The organism is Rhodophyticola sp. SM2404, assembly GCF_053570515.1.
In genome coordinates, this window is the sequence record NZ_JBSEDL010000003.1 from 220,994 (window position 1) to 245,101 (window position 24,108).

Genomic DNA, 24,108 nt, shown 5'->3' on the forward strand with positions numbered 1-24,108 from the left:
GAGGAAAGTTAATGGCTGATAACACCGACCTGTCCTTCACGGGTCTTACCGACGAGCAGGCGCAAGAGCTGCACGCGGTCTATATGAGTGGCCTTTGGCTCTTCGCAGGCATTGCCCTGCTCGCTCATATTGCCACGTACATCTGGCGTCCGTGGTTCTGAGGGGAAACAAGATATGTCCAAGTTTTATAAAATCTGGCTGATCTTTGATCCGCGCCGCGTTTTCGTGGCTCAGGGCGTTTTCCTCTTCTTGCTTGCAGCGATGATCCACCTGGTGGTTCTGAGCTCGGGTCTCAACTGGTTTGAGGCGGCGGCAGCAGCCGGCATGTAAGAGTGTCGGCACGCCCCGGGGCGTGCTGAAGCGCAAAAGAATGCTGCGGGCGGTGCGTGCCTCCGCCCGCGGCCATTGGAACTTAACTGACGGCTGAACGCTTCGCGAATAGGCCGCCAAACGCGGGGATAGATGCATGGCTTTGCTTAGCTTTGAACGAAAATACCGCGTCCGCGGAGGGACGCTAATTGGCGGCGACCTGTTCGACTTCTGGGTGGGGCCTTTCTATGTGGGCTTCTTCGGAGTTACGACAATCTTCTTTGCTGCCCTTGGAACAATTCTGATTTTTTGGGGGGCTGCCATGGATGGCAATTTCAACCCCTGGACGATCAATATCGCGCCCCCTGACCTGAGCTATGGTCTGGGTATGGCGCCGCTTATGGAGGGCGGTTTATGGCAGATCATTACGATCTGTGCGACGGGCGCCTTTGTAAGTTGGGCGCTGCGTGAGGTGGAAATCTGCCGCAAACTCGGGATGGGCTATCACGTGCCTTTCGCCTTCAGTTTCGCGATTCTCGCCTATGTCACGCTGGTGATTTTCCGCCCGCTTTTGATGGGCGCTTGGGGGCATGGCTTTCCTTACGGTATCTTCAGCCATCTCGATTGGGTTTCCAATACGGGCTATGCCTATCTGCATTTCCACTACAACCCTGCGCATATGATCGCGGTGACCTTCTTCTTCACCACGACGCTGGCGCTGGCGCTGCATGGCGGTTTGATCCTGTCAGCGGCGAACCCTGAAAAGGGTGAGGAAGCCAAGAGCCCTGATCATGAGGACACATTCTTCCGTGACCTCATCGGCTATTCGATCGGCACATTGGGCATCCACCGTCTGGGTCTTTTGCTGGCGCTGAATGCGGTCTTCTGGAGTGCGGTCTGTATCATCATCTCTGGTCCCGTCTGGACGTCTGGCTGGCCCGAGTGGTGGAACTGGTGGCTGACGCTGCCAATCTGGCCCGATCCAAGCCCCGTCGCCTCGAATATGGGAGGGATGTGAGCCATGGCTTACTTTGAATATCAAAACATCTTCACGCAGGTGCAGGTTCAAGGCAAACCCGAGATGGGTATGGATGATGCCGGCACCCTGAGTGCGGAGCGCACCCAGAAGGCCAGTTTCTCGACCTTGGCAGGTCTGGTTGGTAACGCGCAGCTTGGCCCGGTTTATCTGGGTTGGGCGGGCACGATCAGTCTTGCAACCGGTCTGGTGTGGTTCAACATCGTTGGCTTCAACATGCTGGCGCAGGTTGGTTGGAGCATTCCGGAATTTATCCGGCAGCTCTTCTGGTTGGCGCTTGAGCCACCCAGCCCTGAATACGGCCTGTCGATGCCACCGCTCAATGATGGGGGTTGGTATATCATCGCCAGCTTCTTCTTGTTGGTGAGTGTCATGTCATGGTGGCTCAGAACCTATCTGCTCGCGGTGGAGCATAAGATGGGCAAACATATCGCTTGGGCTTTCTTGTCTGCGATATGGTTGTTCCTTGTGCTGGGTCTGTTCCGTCCTGTCCTGATGGGACAATGGAGCGAGGCGGTGCCTTACGGTATCTTCCCGCATCTCGATTGGACGACGGCCTTCTCCATCCGCTACGGCAACCTTTACTATAACCCGTTCCACTGTCTCTCGATCGTGTTCCTCTATGGCTCGGTGCTGCTCTTTGCGATGCACGCTGCGACCATTCTCGGTGTCAGCCGCTTTGGTGGCGACCGCGAGTTGGAGCAGATCTATGACCGCGGAACAGCTTCTGAGCGTGCGGCTCTCTTCTGGCGCTGGACCATGGGGTTCAATGCCACGATGGAAGGGATTCACCGTTGGGCTTGGTGGTTTGCGGTTCTCACCCCAATCACAGGCGGTATTGGCATCCTGCTGACCGGCACTGTGGTGGATAACTGGTTCATATGGGCACAAGAGCATAACTTCGCTCCGACCTATCTCGAACCTTATGGCTATGACGCTTACGGTTCCTACGAAGGCTTCATCGGTCAAGACGCGGGAGGTAACTGATATGTTTCCCAAGTGGTTCGGCGACTGGAATACCAAGAATCCAACCAATATCTTCGGCCCCGCCATTCTGGTGGGGGCCGCAGGTGGCGCGGTATTCGCGGCGGCAATGCTGGTCTCTTTCGGTCAGCCTTTCGCAACGGATAGCCTGCAAACCGGCCCTCGCGGGACGGGGATGAGTGTGCCTGAATTCGAGGCAGCCCTCGCAGCAGGTGATCCGACCGTGGCGGATTACTATTTTGACGAGCCTTTTGTTCCTGAGCCTGGTGAAGAGCTGGCGGGTGATATCTACGAGAATGTTCAAGTTCTCGGCGGTCTGACCGATGCCAATTTCAACAGGCTGATGAACGCGATGACCCAATGGGTCGCGCCCGAGGAAGGCTGCGTATATTGCCATGGTGACGGCGATCTTTCGACCTATGGGTCGGATGATCTCTATACCAAGGTCGTTGCGCGTCAGATGATCGAGATGACCCAATCCATCAATGAAGGATGGGGCGGTCACGTCAACGCAAATGCCGAAGTCGGTGTGGTGTGCTACACCTGTCACCGCGGCCAGCCGGTTCCGAATAATATCTGGTTCCGGATGGGGGATGTGAACGAGAACATGGCGGGATGGTCTGCAAACCAGAACCGCGCGACCTTGGTCTCGAACTCGACATCGCTGCCGTCTGACTATCTCGAGACATATCTTCTCGCCGCAGAGGATGGCTCCTATGCCCGTATCGGCGTGCATGATCTGGAAAGCCGTGTGCAGCAACAGCCCGGTGATCCGCTGATCCAGCATACCGAGCGGACCTATGCCTTCATGAACTATTTTGCCAACTCACTGGGTGTGAATTGCGTGTTCTGTCACAACAGCCGCGCCTTCTATGACCCAGGCCAGGTGACCTTGCAGTGGTCCACGGCAAGCCTTGGTATCTTGATGGTTCAGGAGATCATCGAGCAGCATCTTCTTCCACTGCAAGATGTGTATCCGCCCGAGCGGCTTGGCCCTGTCTTTGGCGATGCTCCATTGGCAGCTTGCCGCACATGTCACCAAGGGCAGCAACGCCCGATGCGTGGGATGAATGTCATCGTCAACTACCCCGAGCTTGCGACCACCTCGGGTGAGCCAGACTACTCGGCCTTCCAGTAATGGGTCGGGCCACTGGCCATATGACTTTCTTCAAGGGCTGTGCCAGCCACGGCCCTTGGAGCGCTTTTTCAGACCTAGGTCACCTAACGTCCCCTCGTGGGTGACTTGCGCTGCGGTCGGGTTTTCTCCCCCTGCCGCAGCGATCTTCTTCTCTGGCCGAGGAGGACCAGATTATGAACAGACCGACCACCCCTTTGCTTGATAAAGTTCACAGCCCTGCCGATATGCGCCGCATGAGCGATGCGGAATTGACCCGCCTTGCCGATGAATTGCGCGCCGAAACCATCAGCGCGGTTTCCGAGACGGGCGGGCATCTTGGCTCCAGCCTTGGTGTCGTGGAACTGACCGTCGCGATCCATTCGGTATTCAACACGCCTTATGACAAGCTGGTCTGGGATGTGGGGCATCAATGCTATCCCCATAAGATCGTAACGGGCCGCCGTGACCGGATCCGGACCTTGCGCCAGAAAGACGGGTTGAGCGGTTTCACCAAACGTGCCGAAAGCGCCTATGACCCCTTCGGTGCGGCCCATTCCTCGACCAGTATTTCAGCCGCACTTGGCTTTGCCATGGCACATGAATTAGGCGAGGCGACGGGTGATGCAATTGCCGTGATCGGCGATGGCTCGATCAGTGCGGGCATGGCCTATGAAGCCCTGAATAATGCGGGTGATCTGAACCGCCGTCTTTTTGTGATCCTCAATGACAATGACATGAGCATCGCGCCGCCTGTCGGGGCGATGTCGCGCTACCTCAATGATCTGTCCAGCAACTCGCCTTTGGCCGCCTTGAAGGATATCGCTGACGGCATGGCCGAATTCCTGCCCGAGCCTTTGCGCGCAGGCGCTGAACGCGCGCGGGAATTGGTGACGGGGCAGCAGGCCTCGGCCACCTTGTTCGAGCATTTGGGCTTTACCTATATCGGCCCTGTTGACGGGCATAATGTGCCAGAACTCCTCAATGTCTTGCGCAGCGCGAAAGCGCGTGCCGAAGGGCCTGTTCTGATCCATGCGGTCACCGCGAAGGGCAAAGGCTATGCGCCTGCCGAAGGGGCCGATGATTGCTATCATGGTGTGGCGAAGTTTGACCCTGAAACGGGTATTCAGAAGAAATCGGTGGCCAATGCCCCGAGCTATACGGGTGTGTTTGGCGCGCGGCTGCTGGCCGAGGCCGAGCGCGACCCCAAAGTGGTAGGTATCACCGCCGCCATGCCAGGTGGGACGGGGCTGAATGTCATGCAAAAAGCGATGCCGTCCCGTGTATTCGATGTGGGCATTGCCGAACAGCATGCCGTGACCTTTGCGGCTGGAATGGCGGCAGGTGGCCTCAAGCCGTTTTGCGCGATTTACTCCAGTTTTCTGCAAAGAGGTTATGACCAGATCGTGCATGATGTGGCCCTGCAAAATCTGCCTGTCCGCTTTATGATTGACCGTGCGGGCCTTGTGGGTGCGGATGGCCCGACCCATGCGGGGGCGTTTGATATCGGCTATCTCGCGGCCCTTCCGAATATGACCGTGATGGCCTGCGCTGATGAGGCCGAGCTGGTCCATATGATGGCGACCTGCGTTGCCCATGACAGTGGCCCCATCGCCTTGCGCTATCCAAGGGGTGAGGGCACGGGTGTCGAGATGCCCGAGCAGGGCGAGGTTCTTGAGATTGGCAAAGGCCGCGTTCTGCAAGAGGGGCGCGATGTTGCGATCCTGTCTTTCGGGGCGCATCTGATCGAAGCAACCGAGGCTGCGCGCGAGCTTGAGGTGCGAGGATTGAGTGTCACCATCGCCGATGCCCGTTTTGCCAAACCCCTTGATACCGGTTTGGTCGAGCGTTTGGCGGCAGATCATTCAGCACTGATTACGGTTGAGCAAGGCGCGATGCTTGGATTTGGGGGCATGGTCCTTCACCATCTGGCGCGTGCAGGGAAGCTGGATGGTGGCTTGGCCATTCGCACCTTATGCCTGCCCGACCGTTTCATTGATCAGGCCAGCCCCGCCGATATGTATGCTGATGCAGGTCTCTCTGCCCATGACATTGCCAATGCCGCGCTGGACGCGCTTGGTGTGACGGTTGCAGGGTTCGAACAGAAAAGCCGCGCCTGATTGGCGCGGCGATGGCCCGTTTAACACGTGGTTTCGCTTAAACGGCCGCTTCCCCGAAAATCTTTGCGGCGTGTTCACGCAGGTAAATCTGTAACCAAGGCGTGAAGCTTTTCGGGCGGGCTGAAACCTCATCAGCCAAGCTGCCAAGAGGATGCCAGATCGTATCCATAACCTCGCTTGGTTCGGGAACGGGTTCATGGCCCGCGGCCAGTTCACCGATAAAGATATCAACCACCTCATGCTCGATCAGGCCATTGCCGACATCGGCGCGGTATTCGACGGTGTCTTTATAGATCAGCGATACCTCAATCAGCCCAAGCTCCTCAGCCAAGCGCCGCGTCGCACAATCCAGCGCGTTCTCGCCCCAATAAGGATGGGTGCAGCAGGTATTCGCCCAAAGGCCAGGGGTGTGATATTTTGATAGCGCGCGCTGTTGCAGCAGCACCTGATCGCCACGCATCAAAAACACCGAAATCGCCTTATGCCTGAGACCCTTTTGATGGGCCTCGAGCTTTTCCACTGGCGTTAGGGTGCCATCCACCCATGTTGGGATCATTACTGTCATGCGCGTGTCGCTGGTATCAGCCCTGTTAGATGGGCGAGGTTCTTAACGCCGATTTTAAGATGTGCAAGCGGGCGGGCTTTCACAAGCTCTTTGTTCATATAAGCCTCGAAGGTCAGGCGCTGCACATCCACATCATGGCAAAGCGAGACAAAGCGTTCGCGTCTATCATCGGATTTGTAATAGGCGTTCTGCATCGCACCCAAGACCTTGAAGACGCTTTTATGGTCGCGCATGAACATTTTACGGGCCAGTTGCAGGTCCTTGATCATGCCTGTTTGCAGCTTGGCGGCAGCGGCGGTGGCGGCAACGCGGCCCCCGAGCATGGCATAGAAAATACCTTCACCAGATGAGGGGGCAACAACACCTGCCGCATCGCCTGCCAGCACAACATCGCGCCCGTTATCCCATTTATCCAGAGGTTTCAGCGGGATTGGCGCGCCTTCGCGGCGGATTGTGGTGCAATCCTCAAGCCCCGAGGCTTTGCGCAGATCGGCGGTGGCCTTCTTGAGATCAACATCCTTCACCATTGAACCCATCCCGATTGAGGCAGATTTCCCATGTGGGAAAACCCAGCCATAGAAATCGGGGCTGATCCGCCCGTCATAGATGACATCGCAACGGTCAGGGTCGTATTCGCCGCGTGGGCCAGGCGCCTCGACGATCTCGTGATAGGCGATCACGTAAGGAATACGGTCTCCGCCCTTGATCTCGGTCCGCGCCACATTGGAGCGCGCGCCGTCAGCGCCGATCACAAGATCGGTGTTCAGCCGCCGTTCCTCGCCGCTGGTTTTGTCGCGGTAGATTACATTGGTTCCTGTCTCGCGATCACGCTCGATCCTGAGATAGGTCCCTGTCAGGCGCTCGGCCCCTTCTTCGGCGGCACGGCAGCGCAGGAATTCATCGAAATGTTCCCGATCCACCATGCCGACATAGCCATTCTCGATGGGAATATCGACGCGCCGCCCTGTGGGCGAGATCATCCTTGCGGTGGTGATCTTGGCGACAAGCTGGTCTTCGGGAATGTTGAAATCGCGAATGGCACGAGGCGGGATCGCCCCGCCGCAGGGTTTGATCCGCCCCGCCCTGTCGATCAGCGCGACCTTATGGCCAGTACGGGCGAGATCTTCGGCAGCCGTGGCCCCAGAAGGGCCTCCACCCACAACAACTACATCATATTTCATCGTCATTCTCCCGGTACTGGAACACCATTTGGCGTTTGGGCCGAAGGGCGGCCCTCCATCATGCGGAGGGCCATGAAAGCAGAGGCGAGATAGAGAGCCGCCTCGAAGATAAAGACGGAGCCGAAGGCAGAGGCATCGCTCAGGCCGATGCGGGCCAGATCAACAAGGGCTGCACCTGCCAATCCGCCGAAACCAGCCGCAATGGCTTGGGCCGCGCCCCAAAGTCCCATGCGGGTGCCTTCGCGCGCATCGCGCCCCACGCCGGCAAGCGCCATCATGGAACCGATGGCCGCAACGGCGAACATGCCATTGAAAAAGCCCAAAGCCACAACTGTTGGCAAAAGTGGTGCCGATGGTCCGATCTGGCCAAGCGCCGAGATTACAACCAGCATCGCAGCCGAGCCGATGCAGCCAGTCACGACCCATGACCGCAGCGTGCCAAAGCGCAGCGCGGTACCTGCCAATCCGACCAGAACCATACCCAGAAAGACGCCGCCATTTTGCGCGCCTGACAGGGTTGTCGACTGACCAGGGGTGAAATTGAACACAAGGCCCGAATAGGGCTCAAGGATCAGTTCCTGCATGAAATAGGCGGTCATGCTGAGGAAAACGAAAATGGTGAAACGGCGGGCTTTGGGTTCGGCCCAAACTTCGCGCAGGCCGTCCATGAAGGGCATGGCTTCGGCTTCGCGCCGCGCTGTCACGCGCCGCTCGATGCCCCAAACGGCCAGCGATGTCAGAAGAACAGCACCGCCTGTGACAACTGCCACCACCTGCATCAGGCGTAGCGGCGTGTAAGGGTCAAGGAATTGGCCCGACACACCAGCCGTAATGGCGATGCCGAAAATCATCATCAGCCATGTGATGGTGGCGGCGGCAGGTCGGCGGTGCTCGGCCGTGGCTGTGGCCAGCAAGGCCAGTAGCGAGGTGCCCGAGGCCCCCACCCCTAACCCGATCGCGGCATAAGCGAGAATGGAAACCGCCATGCCTAGGGCGAAAGAGGTTTCAAGAAGTAAGACACCATAGGCGGCTGTCAGCCCCCCAAGGGCAAGCACGGCCATGCCGCCAATAATCCAACGGGTACGATGCCCGCCCATATCGGATTTATACCCCCATTGTGGCCGCGTGATCTGGATGCCGTAGTGAAGGGCGACCAATAGGCCAGGAAGAACGGCGGGCAGGGACAATTCCACTACCATCAATCTGTTCAGAGTCGATGTTGTCAGAACCACGATGGAGCCAAGCGCCATCTGCACCAGCCCCATGCGGATAATCTGAAGCCAAGACAGGGTCATGGCCATGCCTCAAAGCTTCGGATCGCAAAGGCCGCAACCATCATGCCTGACACATAGAGCGTGATGCCTGTGCCGTTATACCATGGGGCTTTGCCTTTCGGATCACGCAGCAAAACGGTCATGGCAAGGAATTGGGCCATAAGGGCGGCAGTGATGAAGAAGGCAAACCAAGGCCGATCCCAGTAAAACAGCAGGCCGATCACAGCCACTTGCGGCAGGGCCATGACCCAACAGGCCAGCTTTGCCGCGCGTTCGGGGCCGAGGGTGACGGGAAGGGAATTGACGCCCGTCTGGCGGTCGCCCTCCAATGCTTTGAAGTCATTCAGGGTCATGATGCCATGCGCCCCGATGCCATAAAGCAGCGCGATGATCACAACAGGCCAAGATGGTGCCCCAGCCGATAAAACAGCGGCCCCCGTGAACCATGGCAAGGTTTCATAGGACAGGCCCACCAATCCTGGCCCCCACCAGCCTGAACGCTTCAGCCGGATCGGTTCAATCGAATAGGCCCAAGCCGCAGCAACCGCTACGATGGTGGCCCCAAACCCCCAAGGGCCGAGGGCCGTCGCCAGCAGCAATGCACCAGCCGACATGATCAGGGCAATCCACAACCCCCAACGCCCCGGAATACGGCCTGAGGGGATCGGGCGATTTGGCTCGTTGATCGCATCAACATGGCGGTCGCACCAATCATTGGCCGCTTGGCTCATCCCGCAAACAACGGGGCCTGCCAATATCACACCAAGCCCCAAAGCCAGCCAATGCCCCGAAGGCGCAACGCCTGCGGAAATCACCCCACAGAGATAGGCCCACATCGGCGGGAACCATGTGATGGGTTTCAGCAGCGTTAGAACTGCCTTTGGCTCCGGTAGGGTGCGGGGCGGTATATGGGTCTGAACATGGGTCGTTACACTCATACTGTCAGATTAGAATGACAATATGAGTCTGAGCAAGTGTAAACTTAGGTTTACATCGTTTCAGCTCTCTTCGTGCCGATCCAGAATATCGTATTTCCGGAGTTTCACATAGAGAGACTGCCGCGACAGCCCGAGCATCTCGGCGGCGGCCACACGGTTATTATTGGTCAGGGAAATGGCTGCTTCGATACACATCTTCTCAATGACATCGGTTGTTGCGGCCAGAATTTCCTTCAAGGGCGCGGAGCCTACAAGCCCAACCACATTCTCAACGGCTTCATTAGATGGCTGCCCATCAGCTGAAACGATTGCGGCGCCAGATTCACGGATAACCTCAAGCCGCGAGGTATCGCGGATCGAGAAGGCAAACCCGTTATCGATTGGCGCGCTCAGCTTGGTGACCGAAATCTCGACGGTGACCTTGGAGCCGAAAGCCGTCGATATCCGTGTTGAATAATTGCGCATCTGGCCTGAGCGGGATGCATTATCCATCATGACTTTCAGATCGACGCCACCGCGCACGAAAAAATCGGCCAGCGAACGGCCACGAACCTCGGAAACCTGACCGATATCGCAGATGGACAGGAAGCTTTCATTGGCCGAACGGATCACGCCATGTGGATCAGTGATAGCAATGCCATCCGCCCCGTTGCGGAACATCGACAAAAGGGTGCCAGCCAGTTCATTGGCAACAGCTTCCGAGCTTCCAACAGTCTCTAATCGGCATAATAGTGTCTTTGTGCCACCTGCGCGGAACAGGGTTGGATAGACAACAATATCGCTGCCGAGACGCTTTGTTCCAACAATAATCGGCTTGTCTTCTCGGTCGGTAGAGCCATCGACCAGCATCGCAATAAGATCAGTGCTCGACTGGCTGATAAATTCCTGCGCAACCAAAAGCCCGCTAAGCGCCTCGGACTCGGCACCGAGCAATTCAGTGGCAGAGGTATTCGCCTCGGTGATCCGGCCTGATTTTACATCCACCAGAATGAAGGCATCACGCGTGGCTTCCATAACGGCGCGGAAGCGGGTCTCGTAATCGCGGTGGCTCTCGTAATCCTTTTCGAGCGCCATCTGCGCCTTGACCAAACGCTGCTGCAATTCCGCAACGGGGCGCATATCGCGGCCAAGCATGAGAAAGAGGTTCTCGTCATTCGCTTTGTGCAAGGTGTAGCGCACGGGGAATTCCCAAGCGCCGTTATCGCTGTGATTGATCTCAATCCCGTCGACGAAATCGACCTCGCCCGATGAAAGGCGTGCCAGCTGCTTTTCAACCTTTGGCTTGCTATCAATGGTTAGAAAATCGCGTACATCCCGATTTTTCCAGTGATCGAATTTGCCCAAGGTCATGTTGAGAGGGTTCGCCAGAACATCCTGAATGATACCGTTCTGGTCCAATACCAGAGCGATATCGGCAGCGGTCGCAACAATGTCGCTGAATTGCTTCGGAGCGATTTGAAAGCCAGTGGCCTCACTCCAGAAGTCGCCGCGGCTGTTCATTCTCGAAATCCCGTCCCCAAAAGTGAATAACAATATAGATCAATCAAGCTCATTCTGCTTCTGCCTCAATGCCAAATTTGTTTTTTGACTGTAGGTTACACATACTTAAAACTTGCTGGATATCAGAGCCGACATGGTCAGAACCTGTATCACCTTGCACATCGATGTCGGTCAGTACGATTGGCCCGCCAACTACGATTGGCACTCGCCATGGAACACCCGTACGTACCCTTTCAACTAAAACCTTAATTTCTGCAAGGGTTTTAAGCCTTGCTGCCGTTATTCCAACCAGAGAATAACGATTTTGCCGCACCATTTCGAAAATCTGAAGCGCGTGCTTTCCGACCACGAGGTCAACCTCGTAACCGTGCCGCTTGAATTGATCGGCCGCAATCACCGCACCCAAGGAATGATCCTCGCCTTTGGGAATGATCAACAGCACCGTTCCAAGCGGGTCGACAACGCCTTGCGGACCCTCTGACATCAGGGAACGGGCGGCATCTTGGAGCCGCATCGTGGCAATCGTCACATCCGCGAACCCGATCTCGTCATTCACCCAACGCTCGCCGATCAATCGGGAGGCGGCGGGGATGATGTGATCTATGATTTCTGTTGAAGAAATATTCTCGCTTAGAATGCGCTGGATGGTTTTCTCTCGGAGGGACGGATCATCCGAGAGAAACGCGTCACATAACTTGTCCAAATGCTCAGCCACACTGCCTGGCGCAAGGGTCTTCTCCTTGGCCAGTATTTCGAGCGCTTTCCGCGCCAAGGCCGCGATATGGGAGCCATGGGTATCAGAAACGCGAGTGGTTGGGTCGTAATCGGCTAAGGTCATGTGCAACCCCTCCGAGGGTTCCGTACCCGCATTACAGCAGAATTTCGAGCACAAGGCGAGTACAGCCTATGGAGTCAGTGTCCACTATTGCTTGGGTGGTGTCAAAGAAAACTGACAGTAAATCGGGATTAGGCCCACCTTTGCCAGAAAACAGCAGGAATTACTTTTCTAACTATATGAAAATAATACAATAAATGGCTTTCTCTAAAGGGTCGTTTTCAGCGGGAAAGACTCGAGAATAGTGTAAATATAAATTGACACTTTGCCCTTCACACGCGTAGCTTTGACTTAGCGGCACTATAAATGCCCAAAGGAATCGTGTGGAATGACTGCTCAGACGCTAACCAGCGCCCCGTCACGGAGGCTGTACACCGCGCAAGAACGTGCACGGCGTGACGCTACGGTGTGGACGCTGGTTCAGGGCATTCTCGCACCCGTTCAATTCGTCGTATTTCTTGTCTCTCTCGCGCTGGTGCTGCGCTTCATGTGGACGGGGCTGGGCTATGAGGCCGCGACGATCTCCATCATCCTCAAGACAGGCGTTCTGCTGGCAATAATGGTGACTGGTGCCATTTGGGAAAAGGTCGTCTTCGGGCAATACCTCTTTGCGCCTGCCTTCTTCTGGGAAGATGTCTTTAGCTTTGCCGTGATCGCGCTGCACCTGACCTATGTCTGGGCGCTGATCGTGGGCTGGCCGCATGAGCAGCAAATGGTCATCGCGCTGGCTGCCTATGTTGCCTATGTGATCAACGCTGCCCAATTCATCTGGAAGCTGCGCATGGCGCGGTTGGAGGGTGAGCTGTGAACAACCCCGCCCCGATTGCCGCCAAAACCTGCCGCGATGCGCCCGTTCTGAAGGAGCGGGGCCAGCGCGAGGTGTTTTGTGGCCTGACGGGTATCATCTGGTTGCATCGCAAAATGCAGGATGCGTTCTTCCTTGTGATCGGAAGCCGCACCTGTGCCCATCTTCTGCAATCCGCCGCTGGCGTGATGATCTTCGCCGAACCGCGCTTTGGGACTGCGATCCTTGAGGAAACCGATCTGGCTGGTATGGCCGATGCCCATGAGGAGCTGGACCGCGAAGTTGCACGCCTTCTGTCGCGCCGTCCCGATATCAAGCAGCTCTTCTTAGTGGGCTCCTGCCCCTCTGAGGTGATCAAGCTGGATCTGGCCCGCGCGGCAGAACGTCTGACCATCGAACATGCGCCTCATGTGCGGGTACTGAATTATTCCGGCAGCGGGATCGAGACGACCTTTACACAAGGCGAGGATGCCTGCCTTGCCTCGATGGTGCCTGTTCTGCCCGCCAGTGACACGCGTGAGTTGCTCCTTGTTGGTGCTTTGCCCGATGTGGTCGAAGATCAGGCGCTTGGCCTGCTTGAGGCGATGGGCATTGGTCCTGTTCGCGTTCTACCAGCCCCGCGCGCAGGTGAAATGCCAGCGGTGGGAAGCAATACAGTGTTTGCCTGTCTCCAGCCGTTTTTGGGCGATACTGCCGCAGCGCTTGAGCGGCGTGGCGCACGGATGATCCAAGCGCCTTTCCCATTCGGCGAGGAAGGCACAACGCTTTGGTTGCGCGCCATTGCCGATGAATTTGGTGTCAGCGACGATCTGTTTGAAAAGGTCACCGCCGCACCACGCGCCCGTGCGCGCAAGGCCATTGCCTCGGCCTCTGCTGTCTTGAGCGGCAAATCCGTTTTCTTCATGCCTGATAGCCAATTGGAAATCCCGCTTGCGCGTTTCCTGACCCGCGAATGCGGTATGGACGCGATCGAGATTGGCCAGCCTTATATCCACAAAGGCCTTGTTGGCCCCGACCTTGATCTGATGCCCGCAGGCCCTGTGATCTCGGAAGGTCAGGATGTCGATCTTCAGCTTGATCGTGTACGTGCCGCACGGCCCGATTTGACGGTATGTGGCCTCGGCCTTGCCAATCCGCTTGAGGCGGAGGGGCTGACGACGAAATGGGCGATCGAACTGGTCTTCACCCCTGTGCATTTCTACGAGCAAGCTGGCGATCTGGCTGGCCTCTTCTCGCGCCCTGTGCGCCGCCGCGAGCTTTTGAAGCTGGAGGCCGCAGAATGAAGCTGACGGTCTGGACATATGAAGGCCCGCCCCATGTCGGCGCGATGCGTGTCGCCACCGCCATGAAGGGCCTGCATTTTGTGCTGCATGCACCCCAAGGCGATACCTATGCCGATCTTCTCTTTACGATGATCGAGCGCCGCGACCACCGCCCGCCTGTCAGCTACACAACATTTGAAGGCCGTGATCTGGGTGCCGATACGGCGGGTATTTTCAAGAAGACCTGTCAGGAGGCCTATGATCGCTACAAGCCGCAGGCCCTGATTGTTGGCGCGTCTTGCACGGCGGAACTGATTCAGGATGATCCAAGCGGTCTTGCCGAAACCATGGGGCTGCCCGTGCCCGTCATTGGGCTGGAACTGCCATCCTATCAGCGCAAAGAGAATTTCGGCACGGATGAGACCTTCTACCAGATCGTCAAAGCATTGGCGCGCCCGATGGAACGCACGCCTGAGGTTACGGCGAACCTGATCGGACCATTGGCGCTGGGCTTTCGCCACCGCGATGACATCGAGGAGATCAAGGCCCTGCTTTGGGAAATGGGCGTGGGCATCAATGTCGTCGCGCCTTTTGATGCGACACCGCAAGATATCACCAAGATGGGCCAAGCCCATTTCAATGTTCTGATGTATCCTGAACATGCTGAAACCGCCGCGCGCCATCTTGAGCGCGTTTGCGACCAGCCATTCACGAAGACAGTTCCAATTGGTGTGGCTGCGACGCATGATTTCGTTGCAGAAGTGGCACAAATCTGCGGAATAGAACCTAAAAAAGACCTCAGCCGACTGCGCCAGCCTTGGTGGAGTAAATCGGTTGATTCTACATATCTTACGGGTAAACGGGTTTTCCTGTTTGGTGACGCGACCCATGTTCAATCTGCCGCCCGCATCGCGCGCGACGAGATGGGTTTCGAAGTGGTCGGTATGGGCTGCTATAACCGCGAATTCGCCCGCCCGATCCGTGCTTTGGCCAAAGAATTCGGTTTGGACGCGCTGATCACGGATGATTACCTCGAGGTTGAAAAAGCCATCGAGGATGCCGCGCCCGAGATGATCCTTGGGACCCAAATGGAGCGCCATATCGGCAAGCGCCTTGGCATTCCATGCGCTGTGATCTCGGCGCCTGTGCATGTGCAAGACTTCCCTGCGCGCTACTCGCCCCAGATGGGCTGGGAAGGCGCGAATGTGATTTTCGATACATGGATCCACCCGCTTGTGATGGGGCTGGAGGAGCATCTACTGGCGATGTTCCGTGAGGATTTCGAGTTTCACGATGCGGCGGGCCCCAGCCATCATGGGGGCCATGCGCCTAAACCTCTGACGGCAGCGGATATGGCCGATGGGGATATTCGTATTTCTGGAAAGATGAAGGACGCCGCAGCGCCTGTGGGGGAAGCGGAGGGCCTTAGTGGTGATGTAATGGTGTGGCTTGCTTGCGCCGAGCGTGAATTGAAAAAGATCCCCTTCTTTGTGCGGGGCAAGGCCAAGCGTAATACCGAGAGCTATGCCGCCGAGCGCGGGGTCGCGGAAATCAGCGTCGATACGCTTTATGAAGCAAAGGCCCATTATGCGCGGTGACGGTGATCATATCCCCGGCTACCGCGTCGTGATTGTGACGATGGACAGCCATGTTGCAGGACCCGCCGCGCGGGTTTCCGAGCGTTTGGCGGCCGAGTTCCCTGGCCTGAATGTCTCGGTTCATGCCAGCGCGGAATGGGCGGAGAACCAGCAGGCGCTTGAAGAGGCGCGGCTGGCGATCAGGCATGGCGATATCATCATCGCGAACCTTCTGTTTATTGAAGAGCATATCACGGCGATCCTGCCTGATCTGCAAGCGCGCCGGAATGAGTGCGATGCGATGATTGGTATGGTGTCGGCCAAAGAGGTCGTGAGCATCACGCGCATGGGCGATTTGGATATGTCCAAGCCCACATCTGGCCCGATGAAGCTGCTGAAGAAGCTGCGCGGGGCGAAATCGCCCTCTGCCAGCAGCGGTGAAAAGCAGATGCGGATGCTGCGCCGATTACCGAAGATTTTGAAGTTCATTCCAGGTAAATCGCAGGATTTGCGCGCTTGGTTCCTGAGCATGCAATATTGGCTCGGTGGCTCGGATGACAATGTCGAGCAGATGGTCCGCTTTCTGATCGGGCGTTATGCCAAGGATGAGGCCTTGCATGGCGCGACCGCCAATGCGCCGATCGATTACCCTGAAGTGGGTCTGTATCACCCCGATCTTCCTGGTGGTCGGATCACCACTGAGGTTGCTGACCTGCCGCAGCCTGAAAACCCGATTGCTACGGTCGGTTTGTTGATGATGCGCTCTTATGTGTTGGCATCGGATGCCGCACATTATGATGGCGTGATCCGCCAGATGCAGGAGGCAGGGCTTGCGGTTGTTCCTGCTTTTGCGGGTGGGCTTGATGGGCGCCCTGCCATTTCGAAATATTTCGCAGGCGGCAAGGTTGATGCAATGGTGTCGCTGACGGGGTTTAGCCTGATCGGTGGACCTGCCTATAATGACAGCCCCGCTGCGGTTGAAGTTCTCAAAGAGTTGGATCTGCCCTATATCGCGGCGCATCCGATCGAGTTTCAAACCTTGGGGCAATGGGCGGCCTCATCAGGAGGTTTGGGGCCTGTTGAGACGACGATCCTTGTGGCTCTGCCTGAGATTGACGGCGCAACCAATCCGACTGTTTTTGGCGGGCGTCATGGCACAGATGGGTGCCAAGGCTGTCGCCATATGTGCCAGAGCACTTCCTCAACCAAAGCGATGGCGCCTTGCCATGAGCGGATCGGCAGCCTGGTCGAAAAGACCAAGCGCATGGCGCTGCTGCGGCGCAAGGAAAACGCCGAGAAGAAGGTTGCGGTCGTGTTGTTCGGCTTTCCACCTAATGCTGGCGCGGTCGGGACAGCGGCCTATCTTAGTGTGTTTGAAAGCCTTTGGAATACGCTCAACCAGATGAAAAGTGATGGCTATTCGCTTGAGGTTCCCGCCAGCGTTGACGATCTGCGCGATGCCATTTTGAACGGCAATTCCAAGCAATACGGGCAGGATGCCAATGTCGCCGCTCATGTGGATGCGGATACGATTGTGCGCACCACACCGCCGCTTGCCGAGATCGAGGCCGTTTGGGGCCCCGCGCCCGGAAAGGTGCAATCTGATGGGCGCGGCGTTTTTGTGCTTGGCCATCAATTCGGTAATGTCTTTGTCGGGGTCCAGCCCGGCTTTGGGTATGAAGGCGACCCGATGCGCCTTTTGTTCGAGCGCGGCTTTGCGCCCACCCATGCCTTCGCGACCTTCTATCTGTGGCTGAGAAACAGCTTTCAGGCCGATGCGGTTTTGCATTTCGGAATGCATGGTGCTTTGGAATTCATGCCTGGAAAACAGGCGGGGCTTGGGGCGCAGGATTGGCCTGATCGTTTGATCGGCGCGATGCCCAATATCTACCTCTATGCATCCAACAACCCATCCGAGGCGACGCTGGCCAAGCGCCGTTCGAACGCGGTTACGGTTACGCATTTGACGCCCCCTCTGGCGGCGTCGGGGCTCTATAAGGGCCTGCAGGATCTCAAGGATAGCCTGATGCGGTTCCGCTCCATGGCGCCTGACGCGCATGAGCGTGCTGAGATGCTTGATTTGATTGCCATGCAGGCGGAAGCCGTGGATCTGGAGGGGCATGATCCTGATCGGTTATGGCTCAAGCTGCTGGAAACCGAAGATGCCTTGATCCCTGATGGGTTGCATATTGTTGGCCGCCCCATGGCCGAGAGCGAGATCACCGAGCATCTGCGCGTTATGGCCGATCAGACCCCTGAAACGCAGATAAAAATGGCTGAAATGCTGCGTCAGGAAACCGAGCTTTCAGGCCTGATGCGCGCGCTGTCCGCGCGCTATATCGCCCCTGTTCCGGGTGGTGATTTGATCCGCTCGCCCGAGGTTTTGCCAACCGGTCGTAATATTCACGCCTTTGACCCTTACCGCATGCCAACTGCCTTCGCGCTGCAAGACGGGGCGAAACAGGCGGATCGCTTGCTGGAGGCCGCAGGTGCCATGCCGCGTTCGGTGGCTTTGGTGCTTTGGGGGTCGGATAATATCAAATCTGATGGTGGCCCTATTTCGCAGGCGCTGGCGCTATTGGGGGCGACCCCCCGCTTTGACGGATATGGCAGGCTTTGTGGCGCTGATTTGATACCGCTTGAGGCGCTTGGCCGTCCGAGGATTGATGTGGTGATGACCCTTTCGGGGATTTTCCGTGATCTGCTGCCACTCCAAACCAAGATGCTGGCCGAGGCGGCGTTCAAGGCGGCAACCGCTGATGAGCCTTTGGAGATGAATTTCGTTCGTGCCCATGCGCTCGATTATGTCGAGAAGATGGGCTGCTCCATGGAAGAGGCCGCGCTGCGTGTCTTTTCCAATGCTGAAGGGGCCTATGGCTCCAATGTGAATGCCTTGGTCGATAGCGGTGCATGGGGCGAGGAAGACGAGCTGGCGCAAGCCTATGAGAACCGCAAAAGCTTTGCCTATGGCTGCGATGGAAAAGCCCATAAAAACGCGGGCCTTTTGCAAGCGACCCTGCGCGATGTCGATCTTGCCTATCAGAACCTTGAATCTGTTGAATTGGGTGTGACCACCGTTGATCACTATTTCGACACGCTTGGTGGCATTTCGCGCGCTGTGAAGCGGGCAAAGGGCAGTGAAGCGCCCGTTTTCATCGGTGATCAGACACGCGGTGAAGGCAAGGTGCGCACATTGCAAGATCAGGTCGCGCTTGAGACCCGCGCGCGCAGCTTGAATCCCAAATGGTTCGAAGGCCTGCTCAAGCATGGCCATGAGGGTGTGCGCCAGATCGAGGCGCAGGTGACCAATACGCTTGGTTGGTCGGCCACCACAGGACAGGTCGAACCTTGGGTCTATCAGCGGCTCAGCGAGACCTTTGTTCTGGATGAAGAGATGCGCCGCCGTCTTGCGGAGTTGAACCCGCAGGCCTCGGCCCGCATGGCAAATCGCCTGCTCGAAGCGTTCGAGCGGGATTACTGGCAACCCGACGAGGCAACGCTTGCCGCCCTTCAGGCTGGGGCAGATGAGCTGGAAGACCGCCTTGAGGGCCTCACAATGGCTGCAGAATAGGAAGTAATGACCGATGTTGGATGATAAACACCCCCCTGCGGCACGTGCCAATAGCCGCGAGCAAGACGGGCTCCGCGCCAAAGGTCTTGGTGCTCCGCCTGTTTTGACCAAAGGCGAAGATGGCGAGGGATCGCTTCAGGTCCATCAAGACGCTTCGATGAAGATCGAGGGCGCCACCGTTTTCGCGGTTTATGGCAAGGGCGGTATCGGAAAATCGACGACCAGTTCGAACCTTTCGGCGGCCTTCTCCAAATTGGGCAAGCGGGTTCTGCAGATTGGCTGTGACCCCAAGCATGACAGCACATTCACGCTTACAGGGCATTTGCAGCCAACGGTGATCGATATCCTTAAGGATGTTGATTTCCATGCCGAAGAACTCCGCCCCGAAGACTTCGTGGCAACAGGCTATAACGGTGTGATGTGCATCGAAGCAGGTGGCCCGCCTGCGGGAACGGGCTGTGGCGGCTATGTTGTTGGCCAGACGGTTAAGCTGCTCAAACAGCATCACCTTTTGGAAGACACCGATGTCGTGATTTTCGATGTCTTGGGCGATGTGGTTTGCGGCGGGTTCGCGGCACCCTTGCAGCATGCTGATCGCGCGGTGATCGTTACGGCGAATGATTTTGACTCGATCTATGCGATGAACCGCATCATTGCCGCGGTTCAGGCCAAATCGAAAAACTACGGCGTCCGCTTGGCGGGCTGCGTGGCCAATCGCAGCAAGGATACCGATGAGGTTGATCGCTACTGCGATGAGGTTGGCTTCAAGCGCATTGCGCATATGCCTGATGTGGATGCCATCCGTCGGTCACGTCTGAAGAAAAAGACATTGTTTGAAATGCCCGATGAGGAAGACATCGTGCAATGCCGCGCGGAATATATCCGCTTGGCCGAGCGTCTTTATGCAGGCACCGACCCCTTGGCCCCTGCGCCGCTGGAAGATCGTCATATCTTTGAATTGCTGGGGTTTGATTGATGGTTGCAACGCCAACATATGGCGCAACGCGCGATCGGGTTGAGGATTATTTCGACCGGACGGCCACCAAGACATGGGAGCGTCTGACCTCGGACGCGCCCGTTTCTGGTATTCGGCAAACGGTGCGCGAAGGGCGCGACCGTATGCGCGGCATCATGTTGGGGCGTTTGCCACAGGATTTGCGCGGGAAACGCATTCTTGATGCAGGCTGTGGCGCTGGCCAGATGACAGCCGAGCTGGCCGCGCGCGGTGCGGAAGTGGTTGCCATCGATATCTCGCCGCAATTGGTCGAGATCGCGCGCAAGAGATTGCCTGCGCATTTGTCCGATCAGGTGCGTTTCACCTCAGGCGATATGCTGTCGGAAAGCTTGGGCGCGTTTGATCACGTCATGGCGATGGATTCGATGATCTATTACGAGGCTGATGATCTGGGCCGTGCACTGGCAGGTCTTTGCCCGCGTGTTTCGTCCTCCATCATCTTTACAGTGGCCCCGCGCACGCCGTTCCTGATGGCGTTCTTTGGCATTGGAAAACTCTTCCCACGCTCGGATCGCTCACCCACCATGATCCCGCATGCACCGCGTAGTCTCGCCAAAAAAACGGCTCTAAACGGCGCAACAGGCACTATTTCAGAGATTGAGCGCGTCAGCCGCGGCTTCTACATCTCCACCTGTCTGGAGTATGCGCGATGAGCAAGATGTCCCGCGTCTCAACCAGATATCTGCCCTTCGCGGATGCCGCGAGCGAGGGTCTGCCGCTGGATCAAATCTTGCGGTTGAGCCTGTTCCAGATCTCGGTTGGTATGGCGGGTGTTATGCTGCTTGGCACTTTGAACCGCGTGATGATCGTGGAGCTTTCGGTGCCTGCCACTTTGGTTGCGATGATGGTGGCCTTGCCCGTGTTGATCGCGCCCTTCCGTGCGCTTTTGGGCTTCAAATCTGATCACCACAAAAGCGCCATCGGCTGGAAGCGCATTCCCTATCTCTGGTTCGGGACGCTTTGGCAATTTGGTGGCCTTGCGATCATGCCTGCCAGCCTTTTGGTTCTGGGGGGCGATGTCGTCCATAATGTTCCTTTCGCAGGCGAAGCGCTTGCGGGTGTTGCCTTTGTGATGACGGGTTTGGGCATGCATATGACCCAAACGGCAGGTCTTGCCCTTGCAGCGGACCGCGCGACCGAGGAGACCCGCCCGCGCGTTGTGGCTTTGCTTTATGTGATGTTCCTGATCGGGATGGGCGCATCGGCGCTGATCATCGGGTATCTGCTGCGTGATTTCTCGGGCCTGACGCTGATCAAGGTTGTGCAAGGCGCGGCTGTCGCCACCTTGGTGCTGAATACAATCGCCCTTTGGAAGCAGGAGCGCGTGCGCCCCATGACCAAAGAGGAGCGCGCCGCCCCCAACCCGAAATTCCGTGATGCTTGGAATGATTTTGCCAAAGGTGGCCCCGCAGGGCGGCTTTTGGTGGTCGTGTTCCTTGGCACGATGGCTTTCAATATGCAGGATGTTCTGCTTGAGCCTTATGGCGGCGAAATCCTTGGGTTGTCGGTGTCGAAAACCACGATGTTGACCGCCACTTGGGCCGCCGGTGCCTTGATCGGATTTGGCTTTGCCTCGAACTGGCTGTCAGATGGGATCAACCCCTACCGCATGGGTGCGCGCGGCATTCTTGCAGGTGTGATTGCCTTCTGCGCGGTTATCTTCTCGAACCCGATGCAATCCGAGGTGCTGTTCTTTGTCGGGGCCTGCATCATCGGTTTCGGGGGTGGGCTTTTTGCGATCTCGACGCTGACCGCCGCGATGACCATGCCGGCCAAGGGCCGTGCAGGGCGCGGCCTTGCCTTGGGCGCTTGGGGCGCTGCGCAGGCGACCGCCGCCGGTCTTTCCATCGCGATTGGCGGTGCGATGCGCGATGGCGTGAACCAATTGGCGATCTCGGGCACGCTCGGGCGCGCCTTGGAGAGCCCCGCGACGGGTTATTCCGTCGTCTATCATTTCGAAATTCTGTTGCTCTTTGCAACGCTCGTTGCTCTCGGGCCGCTGGTGCGGACCGTGCGTGAATCCAGACCTGGGGAGGCCGGCAAGATCGGGCTCGCCGACCTACCCACTTAGTAAACGCCGCATTCGGAGGACATACTCATGGAAGCTACATTCTTCGGCAATTTTGATCTGGCTAGCCTGTCTATCTGGCTATTCTGGGTCTTTTTTGCCCTACTCATCTACTATCTCCAGACTGAAAACATGCGGGAAGGTTACCCGCTTGAAAATGATGACGGCACGCAGGCCGCCAATCAGGGGCCATTCCCGCTGCCCAAGGAAAAAACCTTCAAGCTTATGCATGGTCGCGGTGAAGTGACCCTGCCCGGCGAGGATTTCCAGAGCCGTGGTGACGTTGCCTTGCGTCAAAGCAGCCAGACCAACGGGTTCCCCTTCGATCCAACCGGTGACCCGATGATCGATGGTGTCGGGCCTGCGTCATGGGCAAAGCGCCGTGACCTGCCCGAGCTTGATGGCCATGGCCATACCAAGATCGTGCCAATGAGCCATACCGAGGACTTCCAGATCAGCGCAGGCTACGACCCGCGTGATTTGCCAGTTGTCGCGGGCGACGGCGAGATTGTCGGCAAAATCTGCGATATGTGGATCGACGCGCCCGAGCAATTGATCCGCTATCTGGAGGTTGAGCTTGATGCCGCAAATGGCGGTGGCAAGCGTTTGATCCCGATGCAGATGGCCTTGGTACGCTCGAACCGTGTGAAGGTGAATTCGATCTTCGGGAAGCATTTCAAAAATGTGCCCACGATCAAATCACCCAACCAAGTCACCTTGCTCGAAGAGGATAAGATCTCCGGCTATTATGCTGGCGGCATTCTCTACGCATCTCAGGAGCGGACAGACCCGCTTCTCTAATACTGTTGTTAAGAAGGAGAATGACCAATGTCCCACGACGACTTTCAGACCGAGCCTGTCCGTGGATTACCCGAGAACCTCCCTTCGGGTGAAGAGATCCTTTGGCAGGGGCAACCGGAATGGTTTGCTCTTGCCAAGGATGCTCTGAACTTCTGGTGGGTTGCAGGGTATTTCGGGTTTCTCTTTGCGTGGCGAACCATTGCTGGTGCGGCCACAACAAGCTGGACCGAAAGCGCAACGGCAGCCTCCTTCTTTCTTGTTCTTGGTGCGCTTGTTTGCGTCCTGCTTTTGGTGGTTTCCATCGTGCAAGCCAAGTCAACAGTCTACACGATCACCAACCGCCGCGTTGCCATGCGCATCGGGGCGGCTTTGACCATGACCTTGAACCTGCCCTTCAGGCAGATTTCCAACGCGACACTTGCCCTGCGCAAAGACGGCACAGGGACGATCGCGATGGAGCTTGCTCAAGACAATGTGCGCCTGTCCTATATCTATACATGGCCGCATATCCGCCCTTGGCGGATGAAACAGCCCGAGCCTGCTCTGCGTTGCATTCGTGATGCGCAGAAAATTGCAGGGATTCTTGCCCAAGCAGCAGAAACCGAAGTGAACACGCCCCGTGTGGAACGTGTGACCTCGGGTGATGCTGTGGCTGCGGAATAGGGGGGGTCTCATCATGGCAAATGTTGAAGAACAAAAGCTCGTCACACGCGACAAGGAGATGATTCCAACTCTGCTCGTGCGGGCGATGTTTATTTTATGTGTCTGTGTAATGATCATTGTGGCTTATGCGCGGCTGACAGACCGGCCGCTCGAAGCCATGCCACCAAGTGTGGCCGAGGTTCCAATCGCGCAAGAACGTCTGATCCGCATCTTCGGATCAATGGACGGCTCGGCCCGTGTGCTGGATCTCGACGGCAATGTGATCGCTACACTTGATGAAGCCGAAGGTGGGTTCATCGCGGGTGTTTATCGGGTTCTGGAACGCAATCGTGCCCCATTGGGCATGACTGGGTCCGATCCGATCCGCCTCGTGCGTTTTAGCGATGGGCGTCTTGGCCTTCGCGATGACTTCACCGATTTCCGAGCCGAGCTCATGGGTTTTGGCGCGGATAACGAGCGGGCCTTTGCCCGCCTGCTGGAGGAATGACCA

Annotated in this window: 22 protein-coding genes; 16 read left to right on the forward strand and 6 right to left on the reverse strand. The window is 57.2% G+C overall.

What is annotated here, in order from left to right:
- Nucleotides 1–11: 11 nt before the first annotated feature.
- The 6 genes from pufB to dxs all read left to right on the forward strand — a co-directional run bounded on the left by pufB (nucleotide 12) and on the right by dxs (nucleotide 5,563).
- On the forward strand, nucleotides 12–161 hold the full coding sequence (gene pufB / locus ACTYEO_RS06300) for a light-harvesting antenna LH1, beta subunit (RefSeq protein WP_449322863.1): 150 nt from the start codon (nucleotides 12–14) through the stop codon (nucleotides 159–161).
- A 13-nt stretch (nucleotides 162–174) separates the two neighbouring features.
- On the forward strand, nucleotides 175–330 hold the full coding sequence (pufA, locus tag ACTYEO_RS06305; protein WP_340253520.1) for a light-harvesting antenna LH1, alpha subunit: 156 nt from the start codon (nucleotides 175–177) through the stop codon (nucleotides 328–330).
- 136 nt (nucleotides 331–466) lie between these two features.
- A complete protein-coding gene (gene pufL / locus ACTYEO_RS06310) occupies nucleotides 467–1,327 on the forward strand; it encodes a photosynthetic reaction center subunit L (RefSeq protein ID WP_449322864.1) in 861 nt (286 codons plus the stop codon).
- Nucleotides 1,328–1,330: 3 nt separating this feature from the next.
- Complete coding sequence (gene pufM, locus ACTYEO_RS06315) at nucleotides 1,331–2,332, forward strand: photosynthetic reaction center subunit M (protein ID WP_449322865.1); 1,002 nt, start codon at nucleotides 1,331–1,333, stop codon at nucleotides 2,330–2,332.
- A 1-nt stretch (nucleotide 2,333) separates the two neighbouring features.
- Entirely contained in the window at nucleotides 2,334–3,467 is a 1,134-nt protein-coding gene (gene pufC / locus ACTYEO_RS06320; protein ID WP_449322866.1) for a photosynthetic reaction center cytochrome PufC, read from the forward strand.
- A gap of 173 nt (nucleotides 3,468–3,640) precedes the next feature.
- Nucleotides 3,641–5,563, forward strand: coding sequence for a 1-deoxy-D-xylulose-5-phosphate synthase (gene dxs, locus ACTYEO_RS06325; RefSeq protein ID WP_449322867.1), 1,923 nt, complete (start codon nucleotides 3,641–3,643; stop codon nucleotides 5,561–5,563).
- 37 nt (nucleotides 5,564–5,600) lie between these two features.
- On the opposite strand, the gene idi is transcribed toward dxs, so the two are convergent.
- Genes idi through ACTYEO_RS06355 form a run of 6 tightly spaced genes read right to left on the reverse strand, consistent with a single transcriptional unit; the run spans nucleotide 5,601 to nucleotide 11,859 of the window.
- A complete protein-coding gene (idi, locus tag ACTYEO_RS06330) occupies nucleotides 5,601–6,128 on the reverse strand; it encodes an isopentenyl-diphosphate Delta-isomerase (RefSeq protein ID WP_449322868.1) in 528 nt (175 codons plus the stop codon).
- Nucleotides 6,125–7,309 carry a geranylgeranyl diphosphate reductase gene (locus tag ACTYEO_RS06335; RefSeq protein ID WP_449322869.1) on the reverse strand — a complete coding sequence of 395 codons (1,185 nt, stop codon included), beginning with the start codon at nucleotides 7,307–7,309 and terminating at the stop codon, nucleotides 6,125–6,127. Before ACTYEO_RS06335 ends, idi begins: the two co-directional genes overlap by 4 nt.
- Before the next feature lie 2 nt (nucleotides 7,310–7,311).
- Nucleotides 7,312–8,604 (reverse strand): BCD family MFS transporter, encoded by a 1,293-nt coding sequence (locus ACTYEO_RS06340; protein ID WP_449322870.1) that lies wholly within the window; start codon nucleotides 8,602–8,604, stop codon nucleotides 7,312–7,314.
- Nucleotides 8,601–9,521, reverse strand: a complete 921-nt coding sequence (gene chlG, locus ACTYEO_RS06345) for a chlorophyll synthase ChlG (protein WP_449322871.1) — start codon at nucleotides 9,519–9,521, stop codon at nucleotides 8,601–8,603. The genes ACTYEO_RS06340 and chlG overlap by 4 nt, the downstream gene beginning before the upstream one ends.
- Before the next feature lie 60 nt (nucleotides 9,522–9,581).
- A complete protein-coding gene (ppsR, locus tag ACTYEO_RS06350; protein ID WP_449322872.1) occupies nucleotides 9,582–11,021 on the reverse strand; it encodes a transcriptional regulator PpsR in 1,440 nt (479 codons plus the stop codon).
- 49 nt (nucleotides 11,022–11,070) lie between these two features.
- Nucleotides 11,071–11,859: a cobalamin B12-binding domain-containing protein gene (locus ACTYEO_RS06355; protein WP_449322873.1), complete on the reverse strand. Its 789-nt coding sequence runs from the start codon at nucleotides 11,857–11,859 to the stop codon at nucleotides 11,071–11,073.
- Between the two features lie 325 nt (nucleotides 11,860–12,184).
- Here ACTYEO_RS06355 and bchF point away from each other — a divergent pair, with 325 nt between their 5' ends.
- The 10 genes from bchF to puhC all read left to right on the forward strand — a co-directional run bounded on the left by bchF (nucleotide 12,185) and on the right by puhC (nucleotide 24,105).
- Nucleotides 12,185–12,664 carry a 2-vinyl bacteriochlorophyllide hydratase gene (gene bchF / locus ACTYEO_RS06360; RefSeq protein WP_449322874.1) on the forward strand — a complete coding sequence of 160 codons (480 nt, stop codon included), beginning with the start codon at nucleotides 12,185–12,187 and terminating at the stop codon, nucleotides 12,662–12,664.
- Nucleotides 12,661–13,944, forward strand: a complete 1,284-nt coding sequence (locus tag ACTYEO_RS06365) for a ferredoxin:protochlorophyllide reductase (ATP-dependent) subunit N (RefSeq protein WP_449322875.1) — start codon at nucleotides 12,661–12,663, stop codon at nucleotides 13,942–13,944. The genes bchF and ACTYEO_RS06365 overlap by 4 nt, the downstream gene beginning before the upstream one ends.
- Nucleotides 13,941–15,521 carry a ferredoxin:protochlorophyllide reductase (ATP-dependent) subunit B gene (gene bchB / locus ACTYEO_RS06370; RefSeq protein WP_449322876.1) on the forward strand — a complete coding sequence of 527 codons (1,581 nt, stop codon included), beginning with the start codon at nucleotides 13,941–13,943 and terminating at the stop codon, nucleotides 15,519–15,521. Before ACTYEO_RS06365 ends, bchB begins: the two co-directional genes overlap by 4 nt.
- Nucleotides 15,511–19,071, forward strand: a complete 3,561-nt coding sequence (locus ACTYEO_RS06375) for a magnesium chelatase subunit H (protein ID WP_449322877.1) — start codon at nucleotides 15,511–15,513, stop codon at nucleotides 19,069–19,071. Before bchB ends, ACTYEO_RS06375 begins: the two co-directional genes overlap by 11 nt.
- Nucleotides 19,072–19,228: 157 nt before the next feature.
- Complete coding sequence (gene bchL, locus ACTYEO_RS06380; RefSeq protein ID WP_449323008.1) at nucleotides 19,229–20,047, forward strand: ferredoxin:protochlorophyllide reductase (ATP-dependent) iron-sulfur ATP-binding protein; 819 nt, start codon at nucleotides 19,229–19,231, stop codon at nucleotides 20,045–20,047.
- Nucleotides 20,047–20,739 carry a magnesium protoporphyrin IX methyltransferase gene (bchM, locus tag ACTYEO_RS06385; protein WP_449322878.1) on the forward strand — a complete coding sequence of 231 codons (693 nt, stop codon included), beginning with the start codon at nucleotides 20,047–20,049 and terminating at the stop codon, nucleotides 20,737–20,739. Before bchL ends, bchM begins: the two co-directional genes overlap by 1 nt.
- Nucleotides 20,736–22,157 (forward strand): PucC family protein, encoded by a 1,422-nt coding sequence (locus ACTYEO_RS06390; protein ID WP_449322879.1) that lies wholly within the window; start codon nucleotides 20,736–20,738, stop codon nucleotides 22,155–22,157. The genes bchM and ACTYEO_RS06390 overlap by 4 nt, the downstream gene beginning before the upstream one ends.
- A 27-nt stretch (nucleotides 22,158–22,184) precedes the next feature.
- The gene (gene puhA, locus ACTYEO_RS06395; protein ID WP_449322880.1) at nucleotides 22,185–22,955 is read left to right on the forward strand and encodes a photosynthetic reaction center subunit H; all 771 of its coding nucleotides are present in this window, start codon (nucleotides 22,185–22,187) and stop codon (nucleotides 22,953–22,955) included.
- A gap of 27 nt (nucleotides 22,956–22,982) precedes the next feature.
- Entirely contained in the window at nucleotides 22,983–23,618 is a 636-nt protein-coding gene (gene puhB / locus ACTYEO_RS06400; protein ID WP_449322881.1) for a photosynthetic complex putative assembly protein PuhB, read from the forward strand.
- Nucleotides 23,619–23,631: 13 nt separating this feature from the next.
- Nucleotides 23,632–24,105, forward strand: a complete 474-nt coding sequence (gene puhC, locus ACTYEO_RS06405; RefSeq protein ID WP_449322882.1) for a photosynthetic complex assembly protein PuhC — start codon at nucleotides 23,632–23,634, stop codon at nucleotides 24,103–24,105.
- Nucleotides 24,106–24,108 lie beyond the last annotated feature (3 nt).

Excerpts from the sequence above, each read along its gene's own strand:
- ACTYEO_RS06340 (WP_449322870.1), bottom strand. The coding sequence starts at position 8,604 with ATGACCCTGTCTTGGCTTCAGATTATCCGCATGGGGCTGGTGCAGATG.
- ppsR (WP_449322872.1), bottom strand. The coding sequence starts at position 11,021 with ATGAACAGCCGCGGCGACTTCTGGAGTGAGGCCACTGGCTTTCAAATC.
- pufM (WP_449322865.1), top strand. The coding sequence starts at position 1,331 with ATGGCTTACTTTGAATATCAAAACATCTTCACGCAGGTGCAGGTTCAA.
- puhC (WP_449322882.1), top strand. The coding sequence starts at position 23,632 with ATGGCAAATGTTGAAGAACAAAAGCTCGTCACACGCGACAAGGAGATG.
- idi (WP_449322868.1), bottom strand. The coding sequence starts at position 6,128 with ATGACAGTAATGATCCCAACATGGGTGGATGGCACCCTAACGCCAGTG.
- chlG (WP_449322871.1), bottom strand. The coding sequence starts at position 9,521 with ATGAGTGTAACGACCCATGTTCAGACCCATATACCGCCCCGCACCCTA.
- dxs (WP_449322867.1), top strand. The coding sequence starts at position 3,641 with ATGAACAGACCGACCACCCCTTTGCTTGATAAAGTTCACAGCCCTGCC.
- ACTYEO_RS06335 (WP_449322869.1), bottom strand. The coding sequence starts at position 7,309 with ATGAAATATGATGTAGTTGTTGTGGGTGGAGGCCCTTCTGGGGCCACG.
- pufL (WP_449322864.1), top strand. The coding sequence starts at position 467 with ATGGCTTTGCTTAGCTTTGAACGAAAATACCGCGTCCGCGGAGGGACG.
- bchF (WP_449322874.1), top strand. The coding sequence starts at position 12,185 with ATGACTGCTCAGACGCTAACCAGCGCCCCGTCACGGAGGCTGTACACC.
- pufC (WP_449322866.1), top strand. The coding sequence starts at position 2,334 with ATGTTTCCCAAGTGGTTCGGCGACTGGAATACCAAGAATCCAACCAAT.
- puhB (WP_449322881.1), top strand. The coding sequence starts at position 22,983 with ATGTCCCACGACGACTTTCAGACCGAGCCTGTCCGTGGATTACCCGAG.
- puhA (WP_449322880.1), top strand. The coding sequence starts at position 22,185 with ATGGAAGCTACATTCTTCGGCAATTTTGATCTGGCTAGCCTGTCTATC.
- ACTYEO_RS06355 (WP_449322873.1), bottom strand. The coding sequence starts at position 11,859 with ATGACCTTAGCCGATTACGACCCAACCACTCGCGTTTCTGATACCCAT.
- bchL (WP_449323008.1), top strand. The coding sequence starts at position 19,229 with ATGAAGATCGAGGGCGCCACCGTTTTCGCGGTTTATGGCAAGGGCGGT.
- bchM (WP_449322878.1), top strand. The coding sequence starts at position 20,047 with ATGGTTGCAACGCCAACATATGGCGCAACGCGCGATCGGGTTGAGGAT.
- ACTYEO_RS06375 (WP_449322877.1), top strand. The coding sequence starts at position 15,511 with ATGCGCGGTGACGGTGATCATATCCCCGGCTACCGCGTCGTGATTGTG.
- ACTYEO_RS06390 (WP_449322879.1), top strand. The coding sequence starts at position 20,736 with ATGAGCAAGATGTCCCGCGTCTCAACCAGATATCTGCCCTTCGCGGAT.
- pufA (WP_340253520.1), top strand. The coding sequence starts at position 175 with ATGTCCAAGTTTTATAAAATCTGGCTGATCTTTGATCCGCGCCGCGTT.
- pufB (WP_449322863.1), top strand. The coding sequence starts at position 12 with ATGGCTGATAACACCGACCTGTCCTTCACGGGTCTTACCGACGAGCAG.
- bchB (WP_449322876.1), top strand. The coding sequence starts at position 13,941 with ATGAAGCTGACGGTCTGGACATATGAAGGCCCGCCCCATGTCGGCGCG.